At 59.8% G+C, this 22,710-nt stretch carries 18 protein-coding genes; 10 read left to right on the top strand and 8 right to left on the bottom strand.

Annotated features, from left to right (window positions below):
* Positions 1–89 precede the first annotated feature (89 nt).
* The 3 genes from FAES_RS23270 to FAES_RS23280 are packed head-to-tail and all read right to left on the bottom strand — an operon-like array spanning position 90 to position 5,965.
* Positions 90–575, bottom strand: coding sequence for a c-type cytochrome (locus FAES_RS23270; RefSeq protein WP_015333643.1), 486 nt, complete (start codon positions 573–575; stop codon positions 90–92).
* A 51-nt stretch (positions 576–626) separates the two neighbouring features.
* Complete coding sequence (locus tag FAES_RS23275; RefSeq protein WP_374755358.1) at positions 627–2,558, bottom strand: CocE/NonD family hydrolase; 1,932 nt, start codon at positions 2,556–2,558, stop codon at positions 627–629.
* Positions 2,559–2,608: 50 nt separating this feature from the next.
* A complete protein-coding gene (locus FAES_RS23280) occupies positions 2,609–5,965 on the bottom strand; it encodes a fibronectin type III domain-containing protein (protein WP_015333645.1) in 3,357 nt (1,118 codons plus the stop codon).
* Positions 5,966–6,232: 267 nt separating this feature from the next.
* Between FAES_RS23280 and FAES_RS23285 the strand changes: the two genes are divergently transcribed.
* The 7 genes from FAES_RS23285 to FAES_RS23315 all read left to right on the top strand — a co-directional run bounded on the left by FAES_RS23285 (position 6,233) and on the right by FAES_RS23315 (position 16,414).
* Positions 6,233–6,841, top strand: a complete 609-nt coding sequence (locus tag FAES_RS23285; protein WP_148289435.1) for a sigma-70 family RNA polymerase sigma factor — start codon at positions 6,233–6,235, stop codon at positions 6,839–6,841.
* Complete coding sequence (locus FAES_RS23290; protein WP_015333647.1) at positions 6,838–7,881, top strand: FecR family protein; 1,044 nt, start codon at positions 6,838–6,840, stop codon at positions 7,879–7,881. The genes FAES_RS23285 and FAES_RS23290 overlap by 4 nt, the downstream gene beginning before the upstream one ends.
* A gap of 11 nt (positions 7,882–7,892) precedes the next feature.
* Positions 7,893–11,372 (top strand): SusC/RagA family TonB-linked outer membrane protein, encoded by a 3,480-nt coding sequence (locus FAES_RS23295; protein ID WP_015333648.1) that lies wholly within the window; start codon positions 7,893–7,895, stop codon positions 11,370–11,372.
* A 19-nt stretch (positions 11,373–11,391) separates the two neighbouring features.
* Positions 11,392–12,819: a RagB/SusD family nutrient uptake outer membrane protein gene (locus FAES_RS23300; RefSeq protein ID WP_015333649.1), complete on the top strand. Its 1,428-nt coding sequence runs from the start codon at positions 11,392–11,394 to the stop codon at positions 12,817–12,819.
* A 37-nt stretch (positions 12,820–12,856) separates the two neighbouring features.
* Positions 12,857–13,573 (top strand): SGNH/GDSL hydrolase family protein, encoded by a 717-nt coding sequence (locus FAES_RS23305; protein ID WP_015333650.1) that lies wholly within the window; start codon positions 12,857–12,859, stop codon positions 13,571–13,573.
* 94 nt (positions 13,574–13,667) lie between these two features.
* Positions 13,668–15,269, top strand: coding sequence for an FAD-dependent oxidoreductase (locus FAES_RS23310; RefSeq protein ID WP_051054443.1), 1,602 nt, complete (start codon positions 13,668–13,670; stop codon positions 15,267–15,269).
* 242 nt (positions 15,270–15,511) lie between these two features.
* Entirely contained in the window at positions 15,512–16,414 is a 903-nt protein-coding gene (locus FAES_RS23315) for an FHA domain-containing protein (RefSeq protein WP_041258324.1), read from the top strand.
* Positions 16,415–16,481: 67 nt separating this feature from the next.
* Here FAES_RS23315 and FAES_RS23320 read toward each other — a convergent pair whose 3' ends face one another.
* Entirely contained in the window at positions 16,482–17,231 is a 750-nt protein-coding gene (locus FAES_RS23320) for a TIGR04283 family arsenosugar biosynthesis glycosyltransferase (protein ID WP_041258325.1), read from the bottom strand.
* Here FAES_RS23320 and FAES_RS23325 point away from each other — a divergent pair.
* On the top strand, positions 17,230–18,804 hold the full coding sequence (locus tag FAES_RS23325; RefSeq protein WP_041258326.1) for a hydroxymethylglutaryl-CoA reductase: 1,575 nt from the start codon (positions 17,230–17,232) through the stop codon (positions 18,802–18,804). The genes FAES_RS23320 and FAES_RS23325 overlap by 2 nt on opposite strands.
* Before the next feature lie 86 nt (positions 18,805–18,890).
* On the opposite strand, the gene FAES_RS23330 is transcribed toward FAES_RS23325, so the two are convergent.
* Complete coding sequence (locus FAES_RS23330) at positions 18,891–19,325, bottom strand: hypothetical protein (protein WP_015333654.1); 435 nt, start codon at positions 19,323–19,325, stop codon at positions 18,891–18,893.
* 43 nt (positions 19,326–19,368) lie between these two features.
* On the opposite strand from FAES_RS23330, the gene FAES_RS23335 reads away from it, so the two are divergent.
* Positions 19,369–19,671, top strand: a complete 303-nt coding sequence (locus FAES_RS23335) for a DUF4286 family protein (protein ID WP_015333655.1) — start codon at positions 19,369–19,371, stop codon at positions 19,669–19,671.
* A gap of 82 nt (positions 19,672–19,753) precedes the next feature.
* Here FAES_RS23335 and FAES_RS23340 read toward each other — a convergent pair whose 3' ends face one another.
* On the bottom strand, positions 19,754–20,257 hold the full coding sequence (locus tag FAES_RS23340; RefSeq protein WP_041258327.1) for a phosphoribosyltransferase family protein: 504 nt from the start codon (positions 20,255–20,257) through the stop codon (positions 19,754–19,756).
* Positions 20,258–20,481: 224 nt separating this feature from the next.
* On the opposite strand from FAES_RS23340, the gene FAES_RS23345 reads away from it, so the two are divergent.
* A complete protein-coding gene (locus FAES_RS23345; RefSeq protein ID WP_041258328.1) occupies positions 20,482–20,883 on the top strand; it encodes a DUF4783 domain-containing protein in 402 nt (133 codons plus the stop codon).
* Between the two features lie 81 nt (positions 20,884–20,964).
* Here FAES_RS23345 and FAES_RS23350 read toward each other — a convergent pair whose 3' ends face one another.
* Both FAES_RS23350 and FAES_RS23355 read right to left on the bottom strand, forming a co-directional pair.
* Positions 20,965–21,357, bottom strand: coding sequence for a hypothetical protein (locus FAES_RS23350; protein WP_015333658.1), 393 nt, complete (start codon positions 21,355–21,357; stop codon positions 20,965–20,967).
* 68 nt (positions 21,358–21,425) lie between these two features.
* Positions 21,426–22,673 carry an MFS transporter gene (locus FAES_RS23355; RefSeq protein ID WP_015333659.1) on the bottom strand — a complete coding sequence of 416 codons (1,248 nt, stop codon included), beginning with the start codon at positions 22,671–22,673 and terminating at the stop codon, positions 21,426–21,428.
* Positions 22,674–22,710 lie beyond the last annotated feature (37 nt).

The following is a 22,710-nucleotide window of genomic DNA, read 5'->3' on the forward strand; positions in this document are numbered from 1 at the left end:
CTGGTAACGGTTAAGGGACAATAGCATACGCCCGTTGCCCAAACCAAATGTCACAAATTTTCCCTAAAAGCGACACACACTTAGCGACTTTAATTGCTGGAATCTACGTAGTCCAGAATCTGCTTGATCTGTTGATCGGTGAGGCTGGCAAACGAGGTCATCTGTACTTGCCCGTTATCGTTGAACACTTTCACGGCGTAGGCATCGCCGGAAGCAATCAGGGCTGATGAATTGCGAATCCATTTCTGGAGCCACGCCTCGCCGGGGGTACGTTGCCGCACGCCTTTTAGCCCCGGCCCGACCAGTTTGTCGGCCCCGGCGCTGTGGCAGGCGGCGCAGTTGTTATTGAAAATTTCTTTGCCCGCCACTGCATCAGCCGATGGGGCTTTGGGAGCGGCAGTCGGTGCACCACTAGTTGCGGTCGGGGTTGGTGCGCCGCCGGCATCGGCCATGGCGGGCGTCTCAGCAGGCATCAGAAAAACCATCACGACCACGAGCATGAGCATCAGGATGACCGTGGCAACCAGGCCATACAGGGCCGAAACAAGGGGGCGGAGTTGATTGGGATTGATCATAAAAACGGGGAACGATAAGCGGCAACTGATAAATTGGGAACTAACAATCCTTTACTTCAGCACCTGCACCTCAATGGCCGAATTGCCGTAAACCCGGTGCGTCTGTTTCTGGAAGTCAGCAGGGTTAGCCAGGAAAATGTTGGGCACGAAGGTCTGCGGGTTACGGTCGATGAGCGGGAACCAGGTGCTCTGCACCTGAATCATCAGCCGGTGGCCTTTCTTGACCGTGTGCAGCACATCCTGTAGCCGGAAGGTCGCGTTGGTAGGTTCGTTGGGCTTGAACGCCTCGGGTGTCGAGAACGAATTGCGGAAACGACCGCGCATAACCTCCGACCGCACCATCTGCTGGTAGCCACTCAGTATCACGTTTTTGTTCGGCATATAGGGGTGGTTCGGCTCGTCGCCGGGGTATACGTCGATGAGTTTGACAACCCAGTCAGCGTCGGTGCCGGTGGTGCTCACGTTCAGCTTGGCCGTGATCTCGCCGCCCAGCGTCAGGTCTTCGGTCAGCACATCGGTCTGGAAGGTGAGCACGTCGGGTCGGCGGCCCGCAAAGCGCTGATCTTCCGACATGTAGTTGAAGGGTGTAAAGCTCGCCGTCGTGGTGTTGTCTTCCGTGTAGGGCACCGGTTTATTGGGGTCGCTCACAAATTCGGAAGCGGCCAGCGTGGCTCCCTGCTTGGTCAGGTTCCCGTTGGCGGCGAGGTAGAACGTCTGGGTCTCGGCATTGGCGGCGGGCCATTTGTCAAACGTTTTCCACTCTTTCCGACCTGTATCGAACAGGTAGGCTTCGGGCAGATCGCTCTTGCCATCGCCTTTGAGGTGCGCCCGGAAGAATTTCGCTTCGATGTTCCGCTGGTAAAAGGTGGCGATGCTGTCGCCAAAATAGATGTTGCTGTGCAGCGTGTGGCCCGTCTCGGCCGACCAGCGCCCGTGCCCAAACGGCCCCATCACCAGCGTGTTGGCAGCCATCGTGGGGTTGTTGCGCTCCAGCGTTTTGTAGATGTTCAGCGGGCCATAGAGGTCTTCGGCGTCGAACCAGCCGCCCACAGTCATGACGGCGTGTTTGACGCCTTTCAGATGGGGCAGAATGCTCCGTTGCTGCCAGAACGCATCGTAGTTGGGATGCGCCATCGTTTCCTGCCAGTAGAAATTGTCTTTATAGTAGCGGTTAGCGTTTTTCAGTGGCCCCAAATCCAGTTGCCACTGGTAGCCGTCGCGGGTGCCGGTTTTGATCATCTGATCATCGTACCACGATTTGGTCGTGGGGGCCGGATGCTGCACGCCGAAGACCGGGAAGGTGAACAGGTAGGCCTGAATGAACGCCCCGTTGTGGTGGAAATCGTCGAAGAAAAAGTCGCTGACGGGGGCCTGCGGCGACGAGGCTTTCAGGGCCGGGTGGGCATCGGGCAGGGCCGCGGCGGTGTAGAAACCGGGGTAACTGATGCCCCACATGCCCACGCGCCCGTTGTTGTTGGGTACGTTCTTCAGCAGCCACTCGATGGTGTCATAGGTATCCGAGCTTTCATCCACCGACAGGCTCGCCGGGCTGGTGGTCTTGGCTTTAGCTTTTCCGCGTTTGGTCGACGCGGGGGCGGCTACCGGGTCCGGTACGTTCGGCGTCATGTTGGTCCAGGTGCCTTCGCTCATCCAGCGCCCGCGCACGTCCTGATACACCACAATGTACTTCTCGCGCATCATCGTGGCCGACGGGCTGATAAGCGGGCGGTAGGCATCGGGGCCGTAGGGGGCCACGCTGTAGCAGGTACGTTGCATCACCATCGGGTACGTGTTGGTCGCCGAGGCGTCGCGCGGGACATACACGATTGTGAACAGCTTCACGCCGTCGCGCATGGGAATCTGGTATTCGTACTTCTGGTACAGGTCTTTGGTGGTGGCGGGCTGGGCATAACTGACCAGAACGGCCAACCAACAGCCTAGCAGGCTGAGCAAACGCAGGGGCGTGTTCACGAGCGTAGTCACGGGACGAAGAAGGGTTGATGAGAAACTAGGGCGACGAATCTGGGCCAAAGCTACTCAATCAACAGTTTCTGCACGTACACATCAGCCCCACTTTCCACCCGAATCAGGTACGTTCCGGCGGGGGCATCGGGCAAGAGTAGCGGCGATTCGGTTGCCTGCTGCACGGTTTGCCGCTTATGAACCAGCCCCCGCAAATCGATCAGTTGCACGGTTCCGGTGGTGGGCCGGGCAAACTGAAGCGTCACCTTCCCACGAGCGGGGTTGGGCCAGAGCCTGAAGTGAGCCGCCGGTTCAAACTGGGTGGCCAGCAAGACGAGCGTGGTGCCCGAAGCCGTGGCCGCCGCCGACTGGGTTTTATCGCCGAAGGCCGTCAGCCGGTATTGGTAGGTGGTGCTGGGCGACAAACCGGCATCGACATACTGCGTGGTCCCTGCGTCGACGCGCGTCGTGTAGCTGTAGGCTGATTCGCCCGTTTTGCGGCGTTCGAGCCAGTAGTAGGCCGCGCTGGGCACGGGGTCCCAACGGAGCCGCAGCGTATCGAAGGCCACAGCTGTTGCACTGAGCGCGGGGGTGCTCAGCAGCGCAGGAGTTTGGGCGGTTTGGGTGCCGTAGGGCGATTCGGTCCGGTCGCCCAACGCCCGAAGCCGGTAGGTGTAGCTAGTGCCGGGGGCCAGCAGCGTATCCCGCACAGCGCTGACGCCCGCGCCATACGTACCCACGGTCTGGAAGGATTGCCCGGCGGCCATCCGCTCTAGTTGATACGACGTCGCCGCGGGCACTGACGCCCAGCCCAGCCGCAGGGCGTTGTTGTACAGCACCGTCACCGACAGCACCGGCGTGCTCAGCAGGGTCGTGGTGGTGGCGCTTGTTACCCCGTACACCGATTCGGACAGGGGGCTTTTTGCCTTCACCCGGTACGCATAGGCCGTTCCCGGTGCCAGCGCCGTATCGACCAGCGTGGTCACGGTGGGGCCATACGAGCCGATTACGCGGTAAGCCTGTCCGTCGGTCATGCGTTCGAGTTGGTAGGCCGTGGCGTTGGGCACCGCCATCCAGGCCAGCCGGATGGCATTCGTATACACAACCGTACTGCTCATCGTGGGTGTGGCCAGCAGGCCGGGCGTCTGGGCATCGGCGCGCACGATGGGCGATTCGGTGCGGTCGCCGAAGGCTTGTAGCTGGTAGGTATACGTCGTACCCGGCTGCAAACCGGCGTCGCTCACCGCCGTTACCGACGCCTCGAACGTACCCAGCGCGACCAGCGCCGACGTACCGGTTTTGCGCCACAGCGCGTAGTGGGTGGCGTTGGCAACGGGTTTCCAGCTTACCAGGAGTGCGTCATTGAACTGGGGCGCCACGGTTAGTTCGGGGGTGGGCAGGTAGGCGGGCGTTTGCACCGTCACCTCCGCGTAGGGCGAGTCGGTGAAGCGGCCGGTTGCTTTGAGCCGGTACGTATAGCGCTGCCCAGCCACCAACAGGCTATCCTGGAACAGAAGCGTTGCGGGCGGGAGCGTGGCCACAGCCGTGAAGCTGGTTTCGGCCGTTGTCCGCCGTTCGAGCACATAGCGTTGGGCATCGGCGATGGCGTTCCAATGGAGGCGCACGGCGGTAGCATAGGTGGCGGTGGCCTGCAACTCGGGTGTTGTCAACACGGCCGGCGTCTGCACGTCGACCTGCGCGTAGGCCGATTCATCGTCGCGCCGGATGGCTTTTACCCGGAACGCGTAAACAGCGCCGGGCGGCAGATTTTCCACCACAAACGCCTGTTGGTCGCGGGGCAGTTGGGCCAGCGTCGCGAAGGATGAGGCCGACGGCGCTTTTGCCTCAAACACATAGCCAGTCGCCCCCGCCACGGCCGACCACGTCAGCCGCACGGAGGACGCCGATACTACGGATGCCGACAGCGACGGCGTAGCCACGGTGGGTACGTCGGATGGCCCATTGGCGGCGATGGGTACGTCCAGAAATGACAGCGCCCGCAGGCCCCGTTTGTTGGTCAGGTACGGGCCGCGGTACGGGTAGTCGGGCTGTTGGTTGGTATAGGTAGCGGGCAGGTACGTTAGCTTGCTGGCACCCGAGGGGCCGTTTAGTTTCAGAATGATCCGGTTGTCTTCGGCCCGGCCACTCTGCACGCTACCCGCCTGCCCGTCGAGGTACAGAAACTGGGTTAGTTTCAGGCTGCCGTGCCCGTCGGTCCAGTTCATGCGTTGACCGGGGTTGAACTGAAGCGTGATTTCGTCGCGGGCGGCGGTTGAGTAATAGGCCTGCCGCAGGTTGGGCGCGTCGATGTTGTCCTGATCGGGATCGTTGTAAAAATCACGGCCAATCAGGCGGGCCACTTCCATGGCATTCTGGTCGTAACCAGCGTCGGAGTAATGAAGCCCGTCGAAACCCTCCGTTCCCACCGAGGCCACCACCTGAATGTCGGGGTAAGTACGGGGCAGGGTGCGCTGCGACTCACGCACGAACGGGGCCGCCCCCACCGCCGGGTCGATGATGTCGATCTGGTACACGTAAAACTGCTTCACCGACGGCACATCAGTTTTCAGCTGCTGGTAATAGCGCCCAAAGCCACCGAGCCAGTCGGTACTTTCGCCGTAGCCTTCGGTTTCGCCCTGCCGATACACCCAGGCCGTCACGGCGTTGGCCACGCCCGCTTTTTGCAGCCGGTAGAGCAGCCGCCCGTAACCGGTGGTCAGATCGGTAGGGTTTGTGGCCGTGCGTATGGCCTGCTCGTTCATCGACGACCAGTGCATGGCCCCGTTGATGAGGCAGGTGGGGATACCGTATTTCTCCAGTATGTATTGCTGAATGCCAAACCCGAGGTTACCCACGTTCTGCGTGTAGAGCGTCTGGTTCGACAGGGCCCAGGCGGTATCGGCCGGGTTGTACACGCCTTTGCCGTAGTTCTCACTGATGACGCCAAAGGTGCGGCAGAATTCGTTGGTACGGGTGTCGCGGAAAAAGGCCCCGGCATTGGACTGCCCCGCCAGCACAAACACATCGCCCGCCACGATATTGGTGCGCGTGACCACGTTGACCGAGTCGGTGCCTTTCCAGAGTGTCACGCTCACATCATATTCAGCTTTTTCAGCCCGGATGGGCAGCGGGTCGATCTGGAACGCCGCGCTGTTGCCGGCATACGTTAGCGGCACCCGGCGAGACGCAATCGGTTGTTTGTTCCGAAAGAGCCGGACCGAAAGGGCTTCCCAACCGGCCTCCTCAACTCGCCCTGCTACCGGGATCAGCGCTGTGCTCTGCGCATTACGCGGGTATAGCTGGTAAGGTTGGGGTAACTGCTGGAATGCCACCGGCCCGATGCGTTGCGCCTGACTCGTCAGACTGAGCAAACTGACCCACCAGAAAAAGACAAGTTTAGTTATAGACAGGCTGTAAAACTGGTTCATTCAGGTTACTAAAGTCGAGTAAATGTTTCTGCTAAATAAACCTACGATTACATAGCCACCTTAGATCCTTTTGGTCCTTTGCGTTTAAAATTGATTAAAGCGCCTCTGTTGCTCCCGAAACCGCCCATAAACTAATCAGAAAAAAAAGAGCCCAAAGCAGTAATGGTTTTGCGCCATAGTACTTGTCTATGGAAAAATAGACCAATTCACAGGAGGGCGATGGCTACGAATCAGGCAGATCGACAGGGCAGACCAGTCCCGCTACGCATGGCGAATGAGGAGCCCGAGGAGGCCGTTGCGCCAGACTCCGAGGTGTTTATCCGTAACACGTTTGCCACCGACCCGCGGCTGGGCTGCGAGCTGCTGTTCCGGCTGTACTATCAGCCCCTGTGCAGTCACGCCGTCCGGTTTGTGGGCGCGCGCGACGTAGCCCAGGACCTGGTGTCGGAGGTATTCTGCCGGTTCTACACCAATCAGGTGTTTGCCACCATCACCACCTCCTACCGGGCTTATCTCTACAAGACGATCCGGCATCAGGCCTACAACTACCTGCGTTGGGAAGTGAGCCGACAAGTTGACCTGACCTCGGCCGAAGGCTTTTCGACGGGAGAGTCGCAGCAGCCCGACAACGTTACTCAGTATGAGGAACTGTACCAGGACGTTGAGGCGGCCATCAACTCGCTGCCGTTGCAACGGCGGAAAATCTACCTCATGCACCGCTTCGAAGGGAAGAAATACGGCGAAATCGCCGACGAACTGCACCTGGCTCCCAAAACGGTCGAATCCCAAATTCGGAAGGCCAGCCATTTTCTGCGCGACCTGCTGCGGACCAAGTGGACCCTGTCGCTCCTCACCCTGTTAACGCTCTCTGTATGAACACCACTGTCAGCCACGAGCTTCTGTTCGACTACTTTGCCGGGCGGGTGACGGCCCTGCAACGGGAAACGATTGCCGACTGGCTCCGCGACCCTGCCAACGAAGAAACGTTTTACCGCTGCCTCGACGAATGGGAGCGCCGCAAACCCCAATACATTGCCGACCTGACCGCCGCGCTGCCCACCTACCGCGCTTTTCTGGAACAGACTCCACCCGGCACCGTGGCCGCCACGGCCGAACCGCCGCCAACGGCAGTGCCGTTTCAGGCCATTCGCCGCAGTTGGTTTTCCCGGAGCGGGCTCATTGCAGCGTCGGTGGCGCTGGCGTTGCTGGCAGGCGGCTGGCTATTACGCGATCACCTGCTGTACCAGACCATTCAGACCGCCTACGGCGAAACCCGGTCGCTGCAACTGGCGGATGGCAGCACGGTGGTGCTCAACGCCAACTCCTCGTTGCGGGTGCCCCGGTTCGGCTTCGGGAAAGCGATCTGGGGCGAAAAGAGCCGCCACGTACAGCTGACAGGCGAAGCCAATTTTGCCGTCGTTCACACGCCCGACGACCAGCGGTTTGTGGTGCACACGGCCAAAGGGCTCGACGTGGTGGTGCTGGGCACGGAGTTTACGGTGTTTGCCCGCCCCCGCGAAACCAAGGTGGTGCTGGCCAAGGGTAAGGTGCTGGTAAACTACCCCACGTCGGCCCGGAGAACGGAGCAGTTGACCCTCAAACCCGGCGACGTGGTGGCCCTCGACAGTGGCGGCCGGCTCAAGCGCGCCACGACCCCCAAACCCCGCGACTACGCAGCCTGGCAACGGCACGAATTCATTTTCAACAACACGTCTCTGCGCGAGGTGGGCCAGCTGCTCACCGACAACTATGGCCTTCAGGTACGTATCCTGGGCGACGAACTGGCCCGCCAGACCATCACCGGCTCGTTCCACGCCGAAAATGCCGACGAGCTGCTTCAGGCGATTTCCGATGTGCTGGGTATCAACGTGGTGCGCCACGACCAGCAGGTAGTGCTTAACGATAACAACGCATAACCCCCAGTACCATGAACCGACTCATTTACTCACTCCGGCTGGTTTGTCCAATGGCTGCGCTCTGGCTCCTGAACGGGTCGCCGGGGATGGCGCAGGCGATGGCCCGCATGCACACGGTATCGGCCAATTCGATGGCGTTTTCAACGCAACAGATGACAGCGTCCCGCCAGTTGAAAGACGTACTGATCGAACTGAAATCGCACTACAACGTCGATATTCTGTTTGCCGACCGGCTGGTAAACGGCCTGACGGTGTCGCAACGACTCGACTGGTCGGCGGCGCTGGAACGCAACCTCGACCTAGCCCTGCAACAGACGGGGCTACGGTATAAAAAAGTAAAGGCGGGCACGTACCTGGTCACCGAACGCAAACTACCGAAGGTCGGCGCCCGATTTCCCGACGGCCAACCGCAACCCGAAGCCGACCCACTAGCTTCCCAAACGGAGCGCAGCAACTTCGGCGAGATTGGCCAGCTGGCGCTCAAGCAGGTCGAGCGGGCGGCGGAGATCATCATCCGGGGGCGGGTAACCGATGCCGAAAAAGGCGAAGCGCTGCCCGGCGTCAGCGTGGTCATCAAAGGCAGCGTGCGCGGCACCACCACCGACGGCAACGGGACTTTCCAACTCGGCGTGCCCGATCCGAACACGACGCTGGTGTTCAGCTTCGTTGGCTACGAGCGCCAGGAAGTGGCTGTCGGCAACCAAACGACCCTCAACGTCGCGCTGGCGGTGAGCGACAAAACTCTCAACGAAGTGGTGGTAGTGGGCTACGGGCAGGTAAAGAAAAGCGACCTGACGGGCTCGGTGGCGACGGTGCCGGTGGACGAAATCCGGAAGGTGGCCGTTACCTCGCTCGATCAGTCGTTGCAGGGCCGGGCCGCCGGGGTGCAGATCACCCAGAACTCAGGCGCGCCAGGCGGCTCAACCACCATCCGAATCCGGGGTGGCAACTCCATCCAGGGCGACAACGAACCGCTGTATGTGATCGACGGTATTCCGTTTAAAAACGACGGGGCGGGCAGCGGCTCAAGCTTCAACGTCCTCAGCACGCTCAACCCCAACGACATCGAGAGTATTTCGGTCCTGAAAGACGCCTCGTCAACGGCCATCTACGGCTCACGCGGGGCCAACGGTGTGGTGATCATCACAACCAAACGGGGTAAGGCAGGAAAATCGACCATCAACCTCGATGCGTATTACGGCATTCAAACCGTGCGGCGCAAATACCCCGTACTCAACGGCCGCGAATACGCCCAGTTTGTCAACGACGCCAACACCAACGAAGGCCGCGCCCCCGTTTACACGCAGGCGCAGGTCGACGCGTTTGGCGAAGGCACCGACTGGCAAAACGAAATTTTTCGGCAGGCCCCCATCCAGAACTACCAACTCTCGTTCAGCGGGGGCGACGAACGTACCCAGTATGCCATTGGCGGCGGGTATTTCCGGCAGGGCGGCGTGGTGGTCAACTCCGATTTCGACCGGTATTCGTTCCGCATTAACCTGGACCGCAAGCTGACCAACCGCATCAAGATCGGCAACAGCCTGACCGTCAGCCGGACCGTCACGAACCAGTCGCGCACCGATGGCGATCTGGGCAGCGCGGGGCTGGTGACCATCGCGGCGCTGCAATTCCCGCCCATCCTGCCTGTTTACAACGCCGATGGCAGCTACCTGCTCGGGGCCTCGAACTTCACGGCCGACAACCCGGTGGCGCTGGCCCGCGAGAGCCGCAACCGCAACACCGCCTTCCGGGCGTTTGGCAATGTCTTCGGCGATTACCAGATCATCGACGGTCTGAACCTGCGGGTGCTGCTGGGGGTCGACGCCATTCTGCAGAAGCAGGACAACTACCTGCCCCGCTCGGTGTCGAGTGGGCTGGCGCAGGGCGGTGCCGGCTCCATCGCCAACGGGCAGGCGGTTACGTGGCTCAACGAAAACCTGCTGACCTACAACCGCACCATCAACACGGTGCACAGCATCGGGGCGCTGGTGGGCTTCACGCAGCAGGCCAACCGCTCGGAAAGCAGCACGGCAGCGGCGCGTAGTTTCGTCAACGACAACCTCAGCTCGGGCAATCTGGGCTCGGCAGCGGTACCCTTGTCGCCCTCGTCAGGCATCGGCACCTGGGGCTTGCAATCCTATCTGGCGCGGGTCAACTACGGCTACAAAGACAAATACCTGCTCACGGCCAGCATCCGGGCCGACGGGTCGTCGCGCTTTGGGGCCAACAAGCGGTATGGCTATTTCCCGTCGGCAGCCCTAGCGTGGCGGGTGAGCGAAGAAGCGTTCCTGAAAAACGCCCGCGCCCTGAGCGATCTGAAGCTGCGGGCCACCTACGGGTCAACCGGCAACCAGGACGGCATCGGCAACTACCCGGCCTATTCGCTGCTGGGTACGCAGAACTACGTCTTCGGCAATGCCGTCGCCACGGGTATTGGCCCAGCGCAGATTGCCAACCCCGACCTGGGCTGGGAGACCACCACACAGGCTGACCTGGGCATCGATCTGGGGCTGTTCAACAACCGTATCACCATCACCGCCGACGCCTACCTGAAGCAGACAAAGAACCTGCTGCTGAGCGTGACCATCCCGAGCACGTCGGGCTATTCGAGCGCGATCAAGAACCTGGGCCGGGTCGAAAACAAAGGCCTCGAACTGGGCATTTCGTCGCGCAACGTGGACAAGGCGTTTAAGTGGAATACCGACCTGAACCTGGCCATGAACCGCAATAAAGTGCTGGATATTGGCGGGGCGCCGCAGATTTTCGCCGGCCAGGTGGCCAACATCGGGCAGAACCTGAACTCGGGCATTATCCGCGTCGGCGAACCGCTGGGGTCGTTCTTTGGGTACGTTACCAACGGCCTCTACCAAACACCCGACGAACTAACGGCGCTGGCCGATCCGCAGGCCCGCAAGCCCGGCGACCGGAAATACGCCGATCTGAACGGCGACAAGAAAATCGACGACAACGACCGTACCATCATTGGCCGGGCGCAACCCAAGCTGGTGGGCGGCCTGAACAACACCTTCAGCTACAAGGGCCTCGAACTGACCGTCTTCTTCCAAGGCGTTTACGGCAACAGCATCCTGAATGCCAACCGCTTCGAGCTGGAATACCTCAACGCCACCACCAACCAGACCCGCGACATCCTGAACCGCTGGACGCCCACCAACACCAATACCGACGTACCCCGCGCCTCGACCACCCGCCCCGCCAACCGCATCTCGACCCGGCAGATCGAAGATGGTTCGTATTTGCGGCTAAAGAACATTCAGCTGGCCTACAACCTGCCGTCGGCGGCGGTGCGGGCGCTGAATATCCAGTCGCTACGGGTGTATGTGGCCGCCCAGAACTACCTGACGTTTACGAACTACTCGGGCTACGACCCCGAGGTGAACCGCTTCGGGCAGGACGGCCGGAGCCAGGGCTTCGACTACGCCAGCTACCCCGCCGCCAAAACGATGCTGTTTGGCCTGAACGTCGGATTCTAAACGAATACCCCACAAAACCATGAAAAAGATTCTCTCTATTCTGTGTCTGCTGGTCTCGCTGACCGCCTGTGAGGTACTGGAACAAACCCCTGAAGCCACCTTCACACCCGCCAATTTTTACCGCAACGCCGACGATGCCCGCGCCGCCGTCAGTACCATCTACGACCCGCTGAACTCATCGAACCTGTACGCGCAGGTGATGTGGATTATTCAGGATCAGGCGACCGACGATGCCGAATGGGGCAACGGCCGGTCGACAGCCAACCAGCCCAAAAACGACCTCGACAAATACACGTTCACGCCCGCTACAAGCACGTTTCAGTCGGTGTGGAGCACGGTGTATCAGGCGATTAACCGAGCCAACACGGTCATTGCCCGGGTACCCGCCATCCCGATGGACGACGCGCTGAAAAACCGGTTTATTGCCGAAGCCAAATTCATGCGCGGCTTTTACTACTTCACGCTGGTGCGGCTGTTTGGCGGTGTGCCGCTGCAACTCACCGAGACCACCTCGCTCGACAACCTGAACGTGGCGCGGGCATCGGTCGACGATGTGTATAAGCAGGTGATTCAGGATTTTACGGAAGCCGAAGCCGTCTTGCCGACGACCTACAGCGGTGCCGACCGGGGCCGGGCTACGCAGGGCGCAGCCAAGGCGTTTCTGGCCAAAGTATACCTCACCCGGCAGGACTGGCCCCGCGCCGCCGCTAAAGCCAAGGAGGTAATAGACCTCGGCGTGTATGACTTGTGGGCCACGTTCGGCGAAGCGTTTCTGATCGCCAACAAAAACGGCAAAGAAGCCGTCTTCGAGATGCAGGCGCTGGGCGGCGGCGTGGGCGAAGGCAGCTGGATGCAGGGCTACATGCGCCCCAACTTCGACCGCGTCAATGGCGTAGCGGGCTTCGGGGATGACCCGGCCACGGAAAACCTGTATAAAACCTACAGCGCCGCCGACAAACGCCGCGACGTCACCATCAAGCTGTATTCGGCCACCACCAACCCGGCAGCGCCCGCCAGCGTGCTGTTTCCTGGGTACGTCTACAAATACCTCGACCCGTCGGCCACGGCCAACGGTGAAGGCAGCAACAACTTCCCGATCATCCGCTACGCCGACGTGCTGCTGATGTATGCCGAAGCGCTGAACGAGCAGGGCGCGGGCAATGCCGACGCCTACACGGCCATCAACCGGATTCGCCGCCGGGCCGGGATCGCCGACCTGTCGGGATTGACGCAGGCCGAATTCCGCGAGGTCGTGCTGCTGGAACGGCGGCTCGAACTGGCTTTTGAAGGGCACCGGTGGTATGATCTGGTTCGGACCAAACGACTCATCAGCGCCATGAAGGCCCAAAACCCCAGCATTCTGGTCGAAGACCGGCATTACCTGCTGCCCATCCCTCAAACCGAGCGCGACGTCAACCCCGCCCTGACCCAAAATCCGGGATATTGATCACGGCTGACGGGAACACGTACCTACGGATTGACTCATGAAACGCCGGACTTTCCTACAAACGACCCTCGCCCTGGCGCCTTATGGTGCCGGGGCAGTTGGTCCTTTCACGCAACAACCCGTTGGCGAGTCGGTGATCATCAATGCGGGCGTGGGCGGCAACAACACCGTCGACCTGCTGGCGCGTATCGAGGCTGACTGTCTGGCGCACCGGCCCGAGCTGACCATCCTGATGATCGGTACCAACGATGTCAACAGCCGGAAGCACGTACCTGTTGACGCCTACGGGCAGAACCTGCGGCAGCTTTGCACCAAACTCAAAGCCGCCCGCAGCGAGGTCGTCCTGATGACCATACTGCCGGTATACGAACCTTACCTGATGACGCGCCACGACCCCAATTTTTACAAACCCGAGGGGCACCCCGCCCGCACAAGGCAGCTAAACCAGCTGGTTCGCGACACGGCTACGTCGTTTGAGTTTCCCTGGCTCGATATGCACCATGTCTTCGCGTCGGTGGGCAACATCGGGCTCGACCGGAGCAGCCTGCTGAAAAACGAAGCCAACAGTGGCAAAACTGACGGTGTTCACCCCACCCCCGACGGCTACCGGCTCATGGCTGTTACGCTGTACACCTTTCTGGCCCAACGGCAATTGCTCAGAAACCGAATCGTGTGCTTCGGCGACAGCATCACCCGAGGCGATGCCGATGACCAAACGTACCCAGCCTACCTACAGCGGCTGATCGCCGGGTAGGCGGCCGCTCTCTTTTTGTTTTGCTTCTAAACTCAATCGTATGATTTCCTTATCGCGTAAGCGTTTTCTTCTGGCGGCCTTTTACAGTTTGTTTATGAGCCATGTATGGGCGCAACCGGCTGTTCGGCAAGCCGATGTTATCATTTACGGCGGCACCTCGGCGGCCGTCACGGCGGCGGTTCAGGTGAAAAAGATGGGCAAAACGGTCATCATCGTCTCGCCCGACAAACACCTGGGCGGATTGTCGGCGGGCGGCCTTGGCTTCACCGATACAGGCAACAAGGAGGTGATCGGCGGGCTGTCGCGCCAGTTTTACCAGCGGCTCTACGCCCATTACCAGCAGCCCGATTCCTGGCGATGGCAGAAGCCAGGCGAGTATGGCAACAAAGGGCAGGGTACCCCCGCCATCGATGGCACCAACCGGACGATGTGGATCTTTGAACCCCACGCGGCAGAGCGCGTTTTCGACGATTTTGTGCGGGAAAATAAACTCACCATCTACCGCGACGAATGGCTCGACCGGGCCGCGACAGGTATATCCAAAAAAGGCAACGTCATTCAATCGTTCCGCACGCTGAGCGGCCACGAGTACCGGGGCAAGATGTTTATCGACGCCACCTACGAAGGCGATCTGATGGCGGCGGCAGGTGTAAAATACCACGTTGGGCGCGAGGCCAACAGTGTGTACGGCGAAGAACACAACGGCATCCAAACGGAGGTGTTTCATCACCGCCACCATTTCATGATGAACATCAGCCCGTATAAAATTGCGGGAGACCCATCAAGCGGCCTGCTGCCCGAAGTGTCGGCGGACCCACCGGGTGAAAAAGGGGCGGGCGACAAGCGCATTCAGGCCTATTGCTTTCGGATGTGCCTCAGCAATCACCCCGACAACCGCCTGCCCTTCCCGAAACCGGACGGCTACGACCCGGCCCGCTATGAACTACTGACGCGGGTCTTCGCGTCGGGCTGGCGCGAGACGTTTGCCAAGTATGACCCCATTCCGAACCGGAAAACCGACACCAACAACCACGGGCCGTTCAGCACCGACTACATCGGCAAAAACTACGATTACCCCGAAGCGACTTACGAACGCCGCCGCGCCATCATCCGCGACCATGAACGGTATCAGAAAGGCTTGATGTATTTCCTGCAAAACGACCCGAACGTACCGGCCGACGTGCACGAGGCCATGCAGCAATGGGGCCTGCCGAAGGACGAGTTTACCGACAACGGCGGCTGGCCGCATCAGCTCTATATCCGCGAAGCCCGGCGTATGCTGGGTACGTTCGTGATGAAAGAAGCCGACGCCTTAGGCAAAACGCAGGTGCCTAACCCCATCGGTATGGGTTCTTACACGCTTGACGCGCACCAGGCCCAGCGGTATGTGAAAGCCGACGGCTACGTGCAGAACGAAGGCGACATCGGCGTGCATCCCGACAAGCCCTATTCCATCGCCTACGGGTCGATTCTGCCCAAAGAAGCCGAGTGCAGTAACCTGCTGGTGCCGGTCTGCGTATCGGCCAGCCACATCGCCTACGGGTCGATCCGGATGGAGCCGGTCTTTATGATTCTGGGGCAGTCGGCAGCTACGGCGGCGGTGCTGTCCATCGACAACAAGGTATCGCCGCAGCGCCTGCCCTACGAGAAGTTGAAGGCCGTTCTGCTCAAAGACGGCCAACGCCTGACGAATTAATCGTCATTAGAAATGTGGTGGCCAATCGGGGATCGGCCACACTACGGGTCCCCGACCCAACTAAAGCCAGTTCAACCGCCGTAAGCGCAATCAGCTAGCTAGTTGCTCTACGGCGTTGAGTTTACTTCATGGGTCCCACCATCCGGTCGCTTATCTTTTGGCGGTTGTCGCTTTCTATTCGTCGGGCTGCGCCTATTTTTGGTCAGCAGACAAACAGAACCAACAAGTCAACGGATGTGAACATGGCTTTTTCGGACAAACTCAAGCAGCTTTTCGGCCTCGGGGCGCCCCCCGAGGCTACCCAACCCACGCCCGACGAGCCAGCCAACCGGCCCCGGGCAACCCCGCCGCCCGCCCCGGCGGCGCCGTCGGCTCCCAAACCGCCACCAGCCCCGCAGCGCCGCGAGGAACTGTTTCGGTTCCTGATCGAGAAACTGACGCCCTACGCCAACGAAACCGATAACGCCCCCCTGGGCCTGCGCCTCTGGGTACGTTGCCCCACGCCCGACGACGTGCAGCTGATGCAGGTGGTGCTCTACGCCAATCAGCCGGGCCGCTTTCAGGAAGAGTTGAGCCGCCACCTGGCCAACCACTACATCGCCCTGGCCCCCAACTGGCTCTTCGAATGGCAACTGGTCACCGACGAACTCCCCGTCGATTGCACCTATCATCAGGGCAATTTCGGGCTGACGGTCGTGTTTAAACCCGTAGCCACGGCGGTGCACCCCACCCAACTCCGGCTGCGCGCGCTCACGGGCCAAACCGCCGAAACCGATTACCTGCTCGACCCATCGCAGAAACTGACGTACTGTGTGGGCCGGGGGGCCACCGTCGAGACGGCATCAGGCCGCATCCGAACCAACGATATTGTCTTTGTCGACCCCGAAGACCCCGCCTTCGACCCGCGCCGGGGCGAGGTCAACCAGGTGGTGAGCCGCCAACACGCCACCATCAAATTCGACGAGACCGCCCGCCGCTATCGGCTCTACGTCGATCCCGGCGGCCTGCCCACCAACGGCAACAAAACCAAGATTCTGCACGCTAACGACACCCTCGAACGGGCCGATATGCCCGGCGTCGGCTACCTGCTCGTCCCTGGCGACCAGATCGAACTCGGTGGCGAAGTCAAACTGCTGGTGGAGTAACCTCATAGTAGCCGTCAGGCATCCCCCCTCCCCTTATTTCAAGGGCCGGGGCCGGGGGGGGTACTCCTTAGCGCACGTCGGCGTACCAGCGTTTTAGCTTGGCGGGCGGGTAGCCGATGCCCCACAAAAAGCCGATGGTCAGGTAAATGGCGTTGGCTTTCCAAAACCCCCACTTCGCCACCCGCCGATCCGACGATTCGACTAGCCGCCCCACCTGCCGAACGCGCCCGTAGCGCACCAGCCTGAGCAGCAGATCGGCCTCTTCCATAATCGGCATGTCATCGGCATAGCCACCGATGGCCAGAAACTGCTCGCGCCGGCAAAAGATGGCCTGATCGCCGAAAAGCAGCCGCGCCCCACGAAAGAAAAACAGGTGCGGCCTGAACAGCAGCGGGGCGTAGTAGGTTTTCAGGAAATTGTGCAGCGACGTCAGCCAACGGGTTTTCGTGGGGCCACGCATGATCGAGATGAAGCCGCCCGCCGCTACTGTTGGGCAAGCCAGCGTTTGGCCAATCACCGTCAGCGCATCGTCGGGCAGGATGGTATCGGCGTGTAAAAAGCAGAGCAGATCGCCCTGCGCGCGCTGGGCTGCCCCATTCATCTGCGTAGCCCGCCCCAGCCGATCGCAGCATAGCAGGTGCAGGTTGGGCCAATCGGTCTGGGCCGCGCGCACAAGGGCCAGTGTCTGGTCGGTGCTTCCTCCATCGGCTACCCACACCTCAACGGGCTCGGGGCAGAGCTGTCGCACTAAACGCAGGGTGCGGGGCAAATCGGCCGCCTCATTAAGCGTAGGAATGATAATCGATACAGACACCATGTTTCAGTTTATACCGGGCGTGCTGCTTAAACAGCTATACACACGCAGTAGCTTACAAAACACGCCAACGGGCATTACGTTCACGCTCAAAAACCGGCTGGCCGACGCCCAGTTTACCGGCCTGCAGCGCGCCCGCATCGACGGGATCGACTACCCGGCCGAGGCCTTTCAGCTTATTCCCGACACGGGTGAGGCGGTCACGGTAGCCGCGATTTCACCGGCACGGCCCCTCCCCTTTCCGTTGCGCCAGTCGGTGCGGGTGGTGGCGCAGACGGCCCAACTGGACCCGGGTCTGCATCAGCTGGAAATTACGCTGCATACCAAACCGTTTGGCACCATCACGTTGCGCGTCGACGATGAGCTACAGCCCGGCCTGTTCGGTGAAGTCGACGAGCTAACCGCTCCCGCTACCCTAAGCATTCCCCGGCAGGCCGACGATTACACGCCCGAAGCCGTCGCCGAGCGGCAACGCTACCTGGCGGAACGTACCCAGACGCAGCCGCAACACCTTTTCAAAGCGTCGTTTGCGCCCGATACCGTGCGGCGGAACATCGAACACTTCGTAGGGGTAGCGCAGGTGCCCATCGGGCTGGCCGGGCCGTTGCGCGTGAACGGTGAATGGGCACAAGGCGACTTTCTGATTCCGCTGGCCACTACCGAAGGTACCCTGGTGGCGAGCTACAACCGGGGCATCAAGCTCATCAACGGCAGCGGGGGCGTTACCTGTACCGTTCAGGACGACGCCATGCAGCGTGCGCCCGTTTTCGAGTTTGCCGACGCCCGCGCCGCCCGTGATTTTGTCCGCTGGATCGAGGCGCGACAGCCACAGCTAGCCGCCGAAGCACAGACGACGTCCAGCTACGCCAAACTGCGTTACGTGGACACGTACCTGAACGGCAAACTGGCGTTTCTGCGCTTTGGCTACACCACCGGCGATGCAGCGGGCCAGAACATGGTGACGAAAGCCACGCTGGCGGCCTGCAATTACATTCTTGAGCAGTACCCTGACGGGCAGATTCAGCACTTTTTTCTGGAATCGAACATGGCGACCGACAAGAAGCCGTCGCAGATCAACGTGCTGCGAACCCGCGGCAAACGGGTGACGGCCGAGGTTACGATTCCGCGCGCCCTGCTGATTCGGGAATTACAGGTGGAGCCTGAGCAGCTCCACCGGCATGCCCGCGTGGGGCAGGTGGGCGCGTGGCTGGCAGGCACCAACAACAACGGCCTGCATTCGGTGAATGGGTTGGCGGCGCTGTTTATCGCGACGGGTCAGGATGTGGCCTGTCTGGCCGAATCGTCGGCGGCCATCGCCTACTCCGAGATCCTGCCCAATGGCGACCTGTATGGGTCGGTGACGCTGCCCTCACTGATTGTCGCTACGCACGGAGGCGGCACGGGTCTGCCTACTCAGCGCGAATGCCTCGAGTTGATGGATTGCTATGGACCGGGCCAAGTGATGAAGTTTGCCGAGATTGTGGCGGGTGTCATTGCGGCCGGAGAACTATCGCTGGCCGCCGCTATTTCCTCCCTCGACTGGGTGTCGAGTCATGAGGTGAAACGGAACGACTAATGTATAATGAAGAATGTATAATGTACGCTGCCAGAAGCGTTGCGCTAGCCCATTGTACATTCTTCACTATACATTAGTCATTGTGATTAAAAATTACCCGCGCCGAGGTTGCGGAAGGCCCAGGGGATACCGGCCAGAATAAGAACGAGACCGATGCCGTAGAAGATACCCACGAGCCGGTGCTTTTGGGTATCGCTGGTGGCGCGTTTCGAACGCGAATAACCCACCGTGATCAGCGCGATAGCCAGCAGCATGATGGTGATGTGCTCAACCGTGTAGAAGCGAATCACGCGCTCGCTCATGCCGTTGAAGTTGACTTTAGGGCTGATGAAATACAAAATCAGGCCCAACACCAGTTGGAGGTGCACTGAAATAAGGGTGAACAGGTACAATTTCCGGTTGCCGTCGGTGAACGACTGATTACCCATCCAGCGGCTTACCGATACAAAAACGGCGGCTACCAACAGCAGTAGAGCCAACCAGCGAAGCCCGGAGTGGGCGTGAACTAATCCAGAATACATGGTGTAATTTGAGCTAATGTGAACTGGGTGCAAAGAAACGACAATGATTCTCTACAACATCACAATGAACGTCGATCTGCGGATTGAGCGGGAGTTTTTACGCTGGATGAAGGACGTACACGTACCCGACGTCATGAATACGGGCCTGCCCATCAACAACAACGTGCTGAAACTGCTCACCGAAATCGACAATGGCGGCGCCACCTACACGTTTCAGTACTGGTTTCAGACGATGGAAGATTTCCTCACGTACCAGAGCCGCTACCAGTCGGCCCTGCAACAACAAGTCGCCGACCGCTATACCAACCGCTACACCTCCTTCCGGACGCTGCTGGAGGAAGTATAAAGTAGGTTCAAAGTCCAAGGTTCAAAGTTGGCTGGCACCAGCGTAGTGCGCGCCAGCCAACTTTGAACCTTGGACTTTGAACTTACCGTAGATACACCCCTTCCCGGTCTTTGTCGCTGAGGATCACTTCGATGTGCTCGTTGAGGGTCGTGGCCAGTTCGAGGCCAATAAAATCAGCAGCGATGGGGTAGCGCGGGTGGTTGCGGTTCACCAGTACCGCCACCTGAATTTTCCGGACCGGCACCGACAGAAACGGTTGCAGGCTGAAGGCCAGCGTCCGGCCCGAGTAGAGCACGTCGTCAATCAGCACCACCACTTTATTACTATAGTCGGCCACCGGGTCGGGCAGGGCCATCGTGGGTTGCGTCGTCTGCGTTTTATCGATCGTCAACTGCACCAGCGACACCGCAAACGGGGCAATCTGCCGGAGTTCGTCGGCCAGTCGCCGGGCCAGTTCGTAGCCCTCGCCGGCTACACCCGCCAGCACCAGCGCTTTCTCGTCAAAATTGGTTTCGTAAAGCTGACTGGCAATACGCCGGATTTTCTGCTGAATCTGCGTCGCCGTCAGGATAGGAGTCACTGCCATACAAAGGATAGGCCAAAAGCCAGAATGAAGCTGCAATTGTACTATAAAGACGCTGGATTTCGCCCCTGCCCTCCGCATATTGACCGTATTCGCCGATTAGCACATGTTTTCATATGTTACCATACACAGCTAAGCGGAAATAGGATTCTGGCACAGTTTTCGCCTGTTAGTGGATGGGTATATCTCCATTCACTTCCTAGTCAATACTGTTTTACAAATCGTTTATGAAGTCATACTGTCTATGGCTCATCAGTTGTCTGCTCTGGGTTAGTATGTCCTGTTTCTCGTCGGAAGCCAATCCAACGCAGGCGATCGGCGACTCGATGCGACTGGGCGAAGCCAAACGGTTAGCCTCTTATTTCGACGCCAACCTTGAGTTGCGCATCGATCCGGTCGGGGTTGATTACCCGTCGGTTCGGGCCAGCCAGGCGGAATTAATCATGCGGTCTTTTTTCAAAAAATTTCCACCTCGCCATTTTCAGCCCTCCGATCAGGGGCTGACGCCCCACCTTCGCTACGCCACCGGCACGTATTGGTCTGGCTCACAAGCCTTTCGCGTCAATGTGCTGATGAGGCAGACGGCGCCCGGCCGATACCGTATCCACTCCATTCAGGTCAACGAGTAGATATGCATCAGGGGCAGACGCCTGGCTACCAATCAGCGGTTTGTACCGCTCGGTAACCAGGCGTCTGCCCCTGTTTCGTTCTTACCGAATGTCGAGCAAGTCAATCGTTTTGACTTCCTGCGTGGCCCCCCAGCCACATTGCAGGGTGGTGGTTTGGCCCGTTTCGCGGTACCGGATCGTCACGTCTTTACTCCCCATCCAGTAGCCAGTGCCCGAGGCGGCCACTTGCGCCTGTATTACCCGGTCCATCAGCGGTCGGGTAACCTGCGTCGGCAGCCGAATGTAGGTTCTTGAATCGGAAGATGTACCAGTTGTCATAAGCCATAAGTGCGCATCACACCCATCCACGGGCAAGCTGTTGCCACGCAGGGTAGCACTACTTTCCAGTACGTCGCCCCCTTCCGGGTTGAGCGTTGCCTTGTCGGTACAACTCAACAACGACGTCAGCAGCAAAACAAAGATCCAGCGAGTCATAGCGATGTGTTCATTTTCTTGTAAGACCCGTGCCGCCTGCAAACAGTTGGATCGCAGCGGCGTCCCGGTCAGGCTTCGACAAAGTCGAGGTCTTTGGCGAAGGTCTCTTCCATGCGGCTCAGCGACCAGAACGCCAGCGCAAAAATGACTACGCCCAGCACGCCCGCCGCGCCCAACGTACCCAGACCGGGCTTCATGGCTTTGAAGGCCATCGTCATCGGGATCAGCATGCCCCGCACGATGCTCGGCACCGAGGTCGTAGCCGTAGCGCGCAGGTTAGTCCCATACTGCTCGGCTACCATCGTCAGATACATGGCAATATAACCCGTGCAGAAACCGAGCAGCGCCATCACCGCATACAACGTACCTGGCGTCTTAAGCCCGCCAAACAGGTAGATGGCGCACAGTGTCACGCTGGTTAGCAATAATCCCGCCACAGCGCGTTTACGCGAGTGCAACCATTGGCTGATGGGGCCCGACAGCAGGTCGCCCACGGCCAGCCCCACGTAGAGCAGCATCACGCACCGCCCCGGATCAATCGTAGTGCCAATGGCCATCGCCTCGCCAAATTCGTTGGCAAACGTGGCCAGGATGCCCACCACAAACCAGGTAGGCAACCCCAGCGCCACACACCGCAGGTATTTCACGGCCTGTTTTGTACTACTGAAAAAGTGCCCAAAATTACCCCGATCGACTTCGTGGCGCTCCTGTTTCAGGTTGGTAAACAAACCCGACTCAAACACGCTGACGCGCAGCAACAGGAGCAGCAAACCCATGACGCCGCCCACAAAAAACGCCGTTTGCCAGTCGAACAGGCTGTTGACGATGTAGGCCATACCCGCGCCCAGATAACCCGTACCGGCCACCACCGACGTCCCGAAGCCCCGAATCGCTTTGGGCAGAATTTCCGACACGAGCACCATTGCCGCGCCGATCTCACCCGATAGCCCCACGCCCGCCACAAACCGCATCAGGGCGTAATAATCGGTAGGGGCCATGAACCGAACGACCGGCACAAATCCGCAGGCAATGTTGGCCAGCGAATACATGATAATCGAACCAAACAACACTGACATGCGCCCCCGCCGGTCGCCGATGATACCCCACAGAATACCGCCAACGAGCAACCCCGCCTGCTGACAGTTAAGAATAAATGCGCCCACGCTCGACACCTCGGCCTTGCTCAACGCCAGCGATTGCAGGCTAGGCACCCGCACAATGCTGAAGATGAGCATGTCGTATACGTCGACAAAAAATCCAAGCGCCGACACGATCACGGGCAGCGAAAACAACGTAACGTAGGGGCGCTGAGGCATTGATTGCAGACGAAGGAATGGTGTTATACGAATGAAT

This window comes from Fibrella aestuarina BUZ 2, assembly GCF_000331105.1.
GTDB classification, from domain to species: domain Bacteria; phylum Bacteroidota; class Bacteroidia; order Cytophagales; family Spirosomataceae; genus Fibrella; species Fibrella aestuarina.

Excerpts from the sequence above, each read along its gene's own strand:
- FAES_RS23310 (WP_051054443.1), top strand. The coding sequence starts at position 13,668 with ATGAGCCATGTATGGGCGCAACCGGCTGTTCGGCAAGCCGATGTTATC.
- FAES_RS23350 (WP_015333658.1), bottom strand. The coding sequence starts at position 21,357 with ATGACTCGCTGGATCTTTGTTTTGCTGCTGACGTCGTTGTTGAGTTGT.
- FAES_RS23330 (WP_015333654.1), bottom strand. The coding sequence starts at position 19,325 with ATGTATTCTGGATTAGTTCACGCCCACTCCGGGCTTCGCTGGTTGGCT.
- FAES_RS23355 (WP_015333659.1), bottom strand. The coding sequence starts at position 22,673 with ATGCCTCAGCGCCCCTACGTTACGTTGTTTTCGCTGCCCGTGATCGTG.
- FAES_RS23290 (WP_015333647.1), top strand. The coding sequence starts at position 6,838 with ATGAACACCACTGTCAGCCACGAGCTTCTGTTCGACTACTTTGCCGGG.
- FAES_RS23325 (WP_041258326.1), top strand. The coding sequence starts at position 17,230 with ATGTTTCAGTTTATACCGGGCGTGCTGCTTAAACAGCTATACACACGC.
- FAES_RS23340 (WP_041258327.1), bottom strand. The coding sequence starts at position 20,257 with ATGGCAGTGACTCCTATCCTGACGGCGACGCAGATTCAGCAGAAAATC.
- FAES_RS23345 (WP_041258328.1), top strand. The coding sequence starts at position 20,482 with ATGAAGTCATACTGTCTATGGCTCATCAGTTGTCTGCTCTGGGTTAGT.
- FAES_RS23280 (WP_015333645.1), bottom strand. The coding sequence starts at position 5,965 with ATGAACCAGTTTTACAGCCTGTCTATAACTAAACTTGTCTTTTTCTGG.
- FAES_RS23270 (WP_015333643.1), bottom strand. The coding sequence starts at position 575 with ATGATCAATCCCAATCAACTCCGCCCCCTTGTTTCGGCCCTGTATGGC.
- FAES_RS23335 (WP_015333655.1), top strand. The coding sequence starts at position 19,369 with ATGATTCTCTACAACATCACAATGAACGTCGATCTGCGGATTGAGCGG.
- FAES_RS23315 (WP_041258324.1), top strand. The coding sequence starts at position 15,512 with ATGGCTTTTTCGGACAAACTCAAGCAGCTTTTCGGCCTCGGGGCGCCC.
- FAES_RS23320 (WP_041258325.1), bottom strand. The coding sequence starts at position 17,231 with ATGGTGTCTGTATCGATTATCATTCCTACGCTTAATGAGGCGGCCGAT.
- FAES_RS23295 (WP_015333648.1), top strand. The coding sequence starts at position 7,893 with ATGAACCGACTCATTTACTCACTCCGGCTGGTTTGTCCAATGGCTGCG.
- FAES_RS23285 (WP_148289435.1), top strand. The coding sequence starts at position 6,233 with ATGGCGAATGAGGAGCCCGAGGAGGCCGTTGCGCCAGACTCCGAGGTG.
- FAES_RS23305 (WP_015333650.1), top strand. The coding sequence starts at position 12,857 with ATGAAACGCCGGACTTTCCTACAAACGACCCTCGCCCTGGCGCCTTAT.
- FAES_RS23300 (WP_015333649.1), top strand. The coding sequence starts at position 11,392 with ATGAAAAAGATTCTCTCTATTCTGTGTCTGCTGGTCTCGCTGACCGCC.